Origin of the sequence: Streptomyces alkaliphilus (assembly GCF_014141535.1) — a bacterium.
GTDB lineage: Bacteria > Actinomycetota > Actinomycetes > Streptomycetales > Streptomycetaceae > Streptomyces > Streptomyces alkaliphilus.
The window spans coordinates 1-8,189 of the sequence record NZ_VKHT01000126.1 but is presented as its reverse complement, the minus strand read 5'-3'; the positions used below and the strand labels follow the sequence as shown (position 1 = coordinate 8,189).

The window sequence follows — 8,189 nt, the reverse complement described above, 5'->3', positions numbered from 1 at the left end:
CGCCGAAGGTGAACCGGTCGGCCGGGAGCCCGCGTTCGCGCAGCGTACGGAGCCGGCCGGGGCGCGGACACACCGAACGGGACCCCGGGGGTGAGCGCGGGATAAGCGACCGACATAATGTCGGGCGTGGCGACAGCAACAGCAGTAGAAACCGGGCACGCGCATCCCTCGGTCAACCGGCCGAACCTCACCAGCGTGGGGACAGTCGTCTGGCTGAGCTCCGAGTTGATGTTCTTCGCGGCCCTCTTCGCGATGTACTTCACCCTGCGGTCGGTGATGGGCTCCGAGTACTGGTCCGAACAGGCCAATGCGCTGAACCTGCCCTTCGCCGCGACGAACACCACCATCCTGGTGCTCTCCTCACTCACCTGCCAGCTCGGCGTCTTCGCCGCCGAGCGCGGTGACGTGGTCAAGCTCCGGATGTGGTTCATCGTCACCTTCATCATGGGGTCGGTCTTCATCGGCGGCCAGGTCACGGAGTACGTCGAGCTGGTGGTGCACGAGGGCGTCTCGCTCTCGTCGGACCCCTACGGCTCGGTGTTCTACCTGACCACCGGCTTCCACGGCCTCCACGTGCTGGGCGGGCTCATCGCCTTCCTGTTCGTGTTGGCGCGGACCTACGCCGCCAAGAGGTTCACCCATGAACAGGCCACCTCGGCCATCGTCGTGTCCTACTACTGGCACTTCGTGGACGTGGTGTGGATCGGCCTCTTCGCCACCATCTACCTGATCCGCTAGGAGATCAGGGGGTGCCGCGTCCGGGATCGACCCGTATGGGTAAAATCGGGACAAAGCGCTGAAGGCAGTGCACGAAGGCAGTGCGAGCGCCGGACGCGACGAGCCCCATTCGCCCCGTGGCCGACCCCAGCCGGACACCCGTCCCACTCACCGACGCAGAAGATCCTGACACCGGGGTAATCCGTGAAAAAGCTCTCCGCACGACGGCGCCATCCGCTGGCGGCGTTCGTCGTCCTCATCTTCGCGCTGGCGGCCACGGGGGGGCTGTACGCCGCGCTTGCGCCCGCGGGTGAAGCCAAGGCCGATGCCTCGGAGACCTCGATCGCCATCGAGGAGGGCCAGAAGCTCTACGCCGTCGGCTGCGCCAGTTGCCACGGTGCCGGCGGGCAGGGCAGCAGCGATGGCCCCACCCTGGTCGGCGTGGGCGCCGCCGCCGTCGACTTCCAGGTCTCCACCGGCCGGATGCCGATGCAGCAGCCCGGGCCGCAGGCACCGACCAAGCCGAACATCTACACCGAGGAGGAGATCGCGCAGCTCGCCGCGTACATCGCCTCCCTCGGCCCGGGGCCCGGGGTGCCCGAGCCGGCCGCGTACGACCCCTCGGAGGGCAACGCCGCCCACGGTGGTGAGCTCTTCCGCACCAACTGTTCGCAGTGCCACAACTTCACCGGGCAGGGTGGCGCCCTGACCCACGGGAAGTACGCGCCCAACCTCCACGACGTGGACCCCAAGCACATCTACCAGGCGATGCTGACCGGCCCGCAGGCCATGCCCAGCTTCCCCGACGCCGTGCTGCCGCCCGAGCAGAAGCGCGACATCATCGCCTGGCTGACCGCCGTCAACACCTCCGAGTCGCCGAGCGAGGGCGGGTTCGGCCTGGGCGGGTTCGGACCCGTCGCCGAAGGCCTGTTCGCCTGGACCATCGGCATCGGTCTCCTGGTCGCCGTGGCCGTGTGGGTCGCCGCCCACACCGCGAAGGCGAGGAAGTCATGAGTAGCCAGATCGAATCCCACGACGACGTGAACGACGGGAAGAACCCCGTCCCGCCGACCGACGAGGCCGGCCTCCCGGCGACCCGGGAGCACGACCCGTTCGCCGACCCCGGCCTGCCGGCCCACAAGCCGCGCATCCAGGACCTCGACGAACGCGCCGCCAAGCGGTCCGAGCGCGTGGTGACCCTGCTGTTCACGGTCTCCATGCTGGCGACGGTGGGGTTCATCCTCTCCTACGCCCTCATCCCGATCGACGCGATCACCTACATCTGGCCGTTCGGGAACGTCAGCCCGCTGAACTTCTCGCTGGGCATGACCCTGGGTCTCGCCCTGTTCTGCATCGGTGCCGGCGCGGTCCACTGGTCCCGCACCCTGATGTCGGACGAGGAGAGCGCGCAGGAGCGGCACCCGATAGAGGCCACGCCCGTGGTCAAGGCCGCGGTGATGGAGGACTTCCGCAAGGGCACCGATGAGTCGGGCATCGGCTTCGGCCGACGCAAGATGATCCGCAACTCGATGGTCGGCGCGCTGGCCCTGGTGCCGCTGTCCGGCATCGTCCTGCTGCGCGACCTCGGTCCCTCCCCCGAGGGCGGTGCCCCGCTGCGCCGCACCATGTGGGGCGAGGGCACCCTGATCATCAACGAGAACACCGGCCAGCCGCTGCGGCCGGAGGACATGGTGGTCGGGTCCCTGGTGCAGGCCATGCCCGAGGGGCTGGACCTCCACGACCACCACTTCCACGAGGAGATCGCCAAGGCGGCGGTCATGCTGGTGCGTCTGGAGCCCGAGGACATCAAGGACCAGCAGTCCGCGGACTGGGGTTACGAGGGCATCCTCTGCTACTCCAAGATCTGCACCCACATCGGTTGCCCGGCGACGCTGTACGAGCAGCAGACGCACCACGCGCTCTGCCCGTGCCACCAGTCGACCTTCGACCTCTCCGACGGCGCCCGGGTGCTGTTCGGCCCGGCCGGACACGCGCTGCCGCAGCTGCGGATCACGGTCAACGAAGACGGGTACCTCGCGGCGATGGGCGATTTCGAGGAGCCCCCGGGCCCGAGTTTCTGGGAGCGTGGATGAGTACCACAACCAACCCTCCGAAGGAGACCCGATCCGGCGCCCCCGCCGGTGAGAAGGTCGCCGACTGGGCGGACGGCCGCCTCGGTGTCTACACCGTGGCCAAGTCCAACATGCGCAAGATCTTCCCCGACCACTGGTCCTTCCTGCTCGGTGAGATCTGCCTCTACGCCTTCGTCATCCTCCTGCTGACGGGCGTCTACCTCACGCTCTTCTTCGTGCCGAGCATGGCCGAGATCGAGTACGAGGGTTCCTACATTCCGATGCAGGGCGTGCTGATGTCGGAGGCCTACGCCTCCACCCTGAACATCAGCTTCGACGTCCGCGGCGGCCTGCTGATGCGGGAGATCCACCACTGGTCGGCGCTGCTGTTCGTGGTCGGCATCTTCTTCCACATGATGCGGGTGTTCTTCACCGGCGCCTTCCGCAAGCCGCGCGAGATCAACTGGCTGTTCGGCTTCGCGCTGCTGGTGCTGGCGATCCTGACCGGTCTGACCGGCTACTCGCTGCCGGACGACCTGCTCTCCGGTGTCGGTATCCGGTTCATGGAGGGTGCCATCCTCTCGGTGCCGGTGGTCGGCACCTGGCTGCAGATGCTGGTGTTCGGCGGTGAGTTCCCCGGCTCGCTGATCATCCCGCGGTTCTTCGTGGCCCACGTGCTGCTGCTGCCCGGCCTGATGCTGGGTCTGCTGGTGGCGCACCTGCTGCTGGTCGTCTACCACAAGCACACCCACTTCGCCGGTCCCGGTCGGACCAACGACAACGTCGTGGGCATGCCGCTGTTCCCGGTCTACATGGCCAAGGCCGGTGGCTTCTTCTTCCTGGTCTTCGGCGTGATCGCGATGATCGCCGCGACCACCAGCATCAACCCGGTGTGGGTGCTGGGGCCGTACCGGCCCGACCAGATCTCCACCAACGCCCAGCCGGACTGGTACCTCGGCTTCTCCGAGGGGTTGGTCCGCATGATGCCGGGCTGGGAGATGGTCATCCCCGGCGGCTACACGCTCAACCTCGGTCTGTTGGTGCCGCTGATCGTCTTCCCCCTGGTCTTCGCGGTCATCGCCCTCTACCCGTTCTTCGAGGGCTGGGTGACCAAGGACAAGCGCGAGCACCACATCGCGGAGCGCCCGCGCAACGCCCCCACCCGGACCGCGTTCGGTGTGGCCTGGCTGAGCTGGTACTTCGTGGCCTTGGTCGCCGGTGGAAACGACATCTGGGCGATCCACTTCGACCTGTCGATCAACGCCATCACCTGGTGGACGCGGATCTCCTTCTTCGTGCTGCCGGTGGTCGTCTTCATCATCACCCGGCGGATCTGCCTCGGCCTGCAGCGCCGGGACCGCGAGAAGGTGCTGCACGGTCGCGAGACCGGGATCATCAAGCGTCTCCCGCACGGTGAGTTCATCGAGGTGCACGAGCCGCTGAGCGCCGAGAAGCGCTACGCGCTCACCGCGCACGACCAGCCGCAGCCCGCCGAGATCGGTCCGCCGGTCGACGAGAACGGCGTGCCGCGCAAGGTCGGCGTGGTGGAGAAGCTGCGCGTGAGGATAAACCGCGGGTACTACGGTCCGAGCGGGCAGATTCCCAAGCCCACCGCCGAGGAGTACCGCGAGATCACCAGCGGCCACGGCCACCACTGACCCCCTCGGGAGTCGGGTGACCGTGAACCCGTGAGCACGCCGAAGCGGCCCCGTCCGGTCTCCGGACGGGGCCGCTTCGGCGTGCTCCGGCGTCGATAGGCTGGCCCCGGGCCCCGCGACACCACCCGGGCGTTCGGCGCGGACGGTGGCCGGGGACGCCCACCGGTGGCACCGGTGGCACCGGTGGCACCGGTGTCCGTGTCACTCCCCCCGATTCCCAGGAGCCCAGCCATGAGCACGGCGACCCCCGGAACACCCGGCACCCCCACCGGCGGCGGACCCGAGCACGGCCCGGCGGCGCCGAGCTGGCCCGGTGTGCTCTCCGGTCTGCTCGCCGGCCGGGACCTGAGCACGGGGGACGCGGCCTGGGCGATGGACCGCATCATGCGGGGCGAGGCCACCGACGCCCAGATCGCCGGCTTCGCGGTGGCGCTGCGTGCCAAGGGGGAGACCGTCGCCGAGGTGACCGGGCTGGTGCGCGCCATGTACGCGCACGCCCGGACCATCGAGGTGCCCGGCCCCGCGGTGGACATCGTGGGCACCGGCGGTGACCGGGCCCGGACGGTCAACATCTCCACCATGGCGGCGATCGTGGTCGCCGGCACCGGCGCCCGGGTGGTCAAGCACGGCAACCGTGCCGCCTCCAGCGCCAGCGGCGCCTCGGACGTCCTGGAGCGCCTGGGTGTCAACCTGGACCTGCCCCCCGATCGGGTCCCGGAGGTGGTGGCCGAGGCCGGCATCGGTTTCTGTTTCGCGGTGAAGTTCCATCCGGCGCTGCGGCACGTGGCCGCCGCCCGCCGGGAACTCGGAGTGCCCACCACCTTCAACTTCCTCGGGCCGCTGACCAACCCCGCCCGGGTGGGGGCCCAGGCCACCGGTGTCGCCGATGCCCGGATGGCTCCGATCATGGCCGGGGTGCTGGCCGAGCGCGGTGTCTCGGCGCTGGTGTTCCGGGGTGACGACGGACTGGACGAACTGACCGTCACCGGTACCTCGACCGTCTGGGTGGTGCGTGACGGTTCGGTCACCCGGGAGGGTTTCGACCCGCGCGAGGTCGGCATCGAGCCGGTGCCGCTGGAGGCCCTGCGCGGCGCGGACGCGGAGTACAACGCCGGGGTCGCCCGGCGGCTGCTGGACGGGGAGACGGGCCCGGTGCGCGACGCCGTGCTGCTCAACGCCGCCGCGGCGTTGGTGGCCCTGGACCCCGGTTCCGCCCGCGAGCCGCTGGCCGCCCGGCTGGCCGTCGGCATGGAGCGGGCGGCGGAGGCCATCGACTCCGGCGCGGCGCGCAAGACGCTCGAGCGGTGGGTGGCGGTCACGCAGCGCTGACCCGGTCACGCGGTCCGTTCGTCGGTCGTCGACCGGCACGGCCGGGCCCCGACCCCCGCCCTCACCGGCGCGGTGGTCGGGGCTCACCCGTTCGGGTGTGCTCCGGGGGACCGTCAGGAGTCCAGGCCGATGGCGAAGGCCGCCTCGAGATCGTGTCGGGAATAGGCGCGGAAGGCGATGTGGGTTTCGGTGGAGACCACGCCGGGCACCTTGCTGATCCGTCCGGGGATGACCTCGGCCAACTCGTCGTGATGCGGGACCCGGACCATCGCGATCAGGTCGTGGGCCCCCGTCACCGAGTAGACCTCGCTCACCCCCTCCAGGGCGGCGATCCGTTCGGCGATCTCCGGAATCCGGTCCACGTCGGTCTTGATGAGGACGATCGAGGTGATCACGGCACGCGCTCCCCGGGGTATCGGACTGAGAACGCCTCGACTCTAGTCCCGGGTCACGGCGGACGGGGGGCCCACCAGGCCGTAGGGTGACAGAACGAGGGTGACGGGGCGGAAACGCGGGGGACGAAGGCGACCGCGCCGGACGACCGGTGCCGCCGTGCGGGGGCCCGCTCCCGTACCCGGAACGACCAGGGAAGAGGACGGGAAGATGGCGCTCCCCCAGCCGACCGAAGGGACCCGCTGGCGTTGCACGCTCTGCGGCAACCTCACCCGCTTCGACGTCACCCGCAGCAGCCGGGTGGTGGAGTACCTCCACCTCGACCTCGCGGGGGAGGCCAGGGTGGAGGAGCGGGACGTGTTGAGCGAGCGCATCGAGTCGGTGCGCTGTCGGTGGTGTGACGCCGTGGACCAGGTCGAGCTGGTGGACCGGCCCGGCGCCGGGTCCTGAGCCGGCGGAGGCAGCCGTGTCCGCATCCACGACGGGGGAGGGGCCGGAGGAACCGGCGGAACCGGGGCGCGACGCCGGTACGCCCGGGCCCGGGATCCCCGACCCCGACGCGTCGGAGCCGGGGGACCGCGAGGTTCCGGTCGGGGAGTCCCCCACCGGGGACACCGACCCGGAGGCGGCGTCGCCCCCCGCGACGCTGCTTCCCGAGCGCGTCCGTCACCGGGTGGTCGCCACGGCCGGCGACACCTTCGCCGGCCTCACCCTCAACGAGCTCCCGCTTCCCCTGCGACAGTACGCGCGGTTCACCCCCACCCGTCGGGTCCGGCTGGGTGCCGCGGCGATCGCGGCCGTGGTGGAGGAGGACACCGTCTTCCGGCACCGGGTGGCCTCCCGCTGGCGGGCCGAGCACCCGGAGCTGACCGCCGCCCTGGAGGCGGGGGTCGTGCCGCCGGCGGCCGACCCGGTGGAGGTGGCCACCACCGCTTATCTGGTTCGACCATCGGGGTGGGCCGAACTGGTGGAGACCGCCGGTCGGGAGGAGCGTCGGCGGGTCGCCGAGCGGGCCGACGAGCAGCGCGACCGCGAACTCGCCCGGTTGAGGGCGGAAGCGGAACACGCGCGGTCCGCGGGCCGTGAGGAGACGGAGCGGCTGCGCACCGAGTTGGAGGAGGCCCGGCGGGAGGGGGACGCGCTGCACCGCAAGGTGCGCAGCGCCCGCAGCGACGTGCGACGGGGCGAGGCCGAACTGCGCAAACTGCGGGCGGTGATGGACGCCGAGCGTGCGGAACTCCGTGCCGAGCGGAGCCGGTTGGAGAGCGAGGTGCGTCGGCTGCGGGCCCGGCTGGCGGAGACCGAGACCGCGTTGGAGTCGAGTCGCCGGGCGGCGCGCGAGGGCCGCAGCCTGGAGGACATGCGGGTGCGGCTGCTCCTCGACACCGTCGTCGAGGCGGCCCGCGGGTTGAGTCGCGAGTTGGCGCTGCCACCGGTGGAGGTGCTGCCGGCCGAGACGGTCGAGGCGATCTCGCCGGAGACCGCGGGCCCGGGGGACATCCCCTCGCGGGCCATGGAGGAGAACGACCCCGCCCTGCTGGACCAGTTGTTGGCGTTGCCCCGGGCCCATCTGGTCGTGGACGGCTACAACGTGACCAAGACGGGCTACCCGCACCTGCCGCTGGAGAAGCAGCGGCAGCGCCTGCTGAGCGGTCTGGCGGTGCTCGCCGCCCGCAGCGGGGCGGAGACGACCTGCGTCTTCGACGGGGCGGAGTTGGCGGCGCCGGTGATGCCGGCCTCGCCGCGCGGGGTGCGGGTGTTGTTCAGCCCACCCGAGCAGACGGCCGACGAGTTGATCCGCCGTCTGGTCCGTGCCGAGCCGCCGGGACGGCCGGTGGTCGTGGTCTCCACCGACCGCGAGGTGGCGGACGGAGTGGCCAGGGCGGGGGCCCGGCCGGTGGCCTCGGCGATGCTGTTGCGCCGTCTGAACCGCACCTGACGGGGGTCCGGCGCGGGGCCCGGTGCCCATCGGGGAGGCCCCGTCCCCCGGTCCGCCGTGCCTGTGGTGCCGTGCCCGGCC

At 70.9% G+C, this 8,189-nt stretch carries 8 protein-coding genes; 7 read left to right on the top strand and 1 reads right to left on the bottom strand.

Annotation, left to right across the window (positions count from 1 at the left end; translation table 11 throughout):
* Nucleotides 1–117: 117 nt before the first annotated feature.
* The 5 genes from ctaE (at nt 118) to trpD (ending at nt 5,776) form a co-directional block, all read left to right on the top strand.
* A complete protein-coding gene (gene ctaE / locus FNQ90_RS06775) occupies nt 118–738 on the top strand; it encodes an aa3-type cytochrome oxidase subunit III (protein ID WP_143619075.1) in 621 nt (206 codons plus the stop codon).
* A gap of 183 nt (nt 739–921) precedes the next feature.
* Complete coding sequence (gene qcrC, locus FNQ90_RS06770; protein WP_143619077.1) at nt 922–1,731, top strand: cytochrome bc1 complex diheme cytochrome c subunit; 810 nt, start codon at nt 922–924, stop codon at nt 1,729–1,731.
* A complete protein-coding gene (gene qcrA / locus FNQ90_RS06765; RefSeq protein WP_182605431.1) occupies nt 1,728–2,810 on the top strand; it encodes a cytochrome bc1 complex Rieske iron-sulfur subunit in 1,083 nt (360 codons plus the stop codon). The genes qcrC and qcrA overlap by 4 nt, the downstream gene beginning before the upstream one ends.
* Nucleotides 2,807–4,447, top strand: coding sequence for a cytochrome bc1 complex cytochrome b subunit (gene qcrB / locus FNQ90_RS06760; RefSeq protein WP_182605430.1), 1,641 nt, complete (start codon nt 2,807–2,809; stop codon nt 4,445–4,447). Before qcrA ends, qcrB begins: the two co-directional genes overlap by 4 nt.
* 231 nt (nt 4,448–4,678) lie before the next feature.
* A complete protein-coding gene (trpD, locus tag FNQ90_RS06755; protein WP_182605429.1) occupies nt 4,679–5,776 on the top strand; it encodes an anthranilate phosphoribosyltransferase in 1,098 nt (365 codons plus the stop codon).
* A 113-nt stretch (nt 5,777–5,889) separates the two neighbouring features.
* On the opposite strand, the gene FNQ90_RS06750 is transcribed toward trpD, so the two are convergent.
* On the bottom strand, nt 5,890–6,171 hold the full coding sequence (locus FNQ90_RS06750; protein ID WP_143619085.1) for an Lrp/AsnC family transcriptional regulator: 282 nt from the start codon (nt 6,169–6,171) through the stop codon (nt 5,890–5,892).
* A gap of 208 nt (nt 6,172–6,379) precedes the next feature.
* Here FNQ90_RS06750 and FNQ90_RS06745 point away from each other — a divergent pair, with 208 nt between their 5' ends.
* Together FNQ90_RS06745 and FNQ90_RS06740 are read left to right on the top strand one after the other, a co-directional pair.
* Nucleotides 6,380–6,619: a hypothetical protein gene (locus FNQ90_RS06745; RefSeq protein ID WP_143619087.1), complete on the top strand. Its 240-nt coding sequence runs from the start codon at nt 6,380–6,382 to the stop codon at nt 6,617–6,619.
* Nucleotides 6,620–6,635: 16 nt separating this feature from the next.
* Entirely contained in the window at nt 6,636–8,108 is a 1,473-nt protein-coding gene (locus FNQ90_RS06740) for an NYN domain-containing protein (RefSeq protein WP_182605428.1), read from the top strand.
* The last annotated feature ends 81 nt before the right edge of the window (nt 8,109–8,189 follow it).

Coding starts and splice junctions, on each gene's coding strand:
- ctaE (WP_143619075.1), top strand. CDS start 118: ATGTCGGGCGTGGCGACAGCAACAGCAGTAGAAACCGGGCACGCGCAT.
- trpD (WP_182605429.1), top strand. CDS start 4,679: ATGAGCACGGCGACCCCCGGAACACCCGGCACCCCCACCGGCGGCGGA.
- qcrB (WP_182605430.1), top strand. CDS start 2,807: ATGAGTACCACAACCAACCCTCCGAAGGAGACCCGATCCGGCGCCCCC.
- qcrA (WP_182605431.1), top strand. CDS start 1,728: ATGAGTAGCCAGATCGAATCCCACGACGACGTGAACGACGGGAAGAAC.
- FNQ90_RS06745 (WP_143619087.1), top strand. CDS start 6,380: ATGGCGCTCCCCCAGCCGACCGAAGGGACCCGCTGGCGTTGCACGCTC.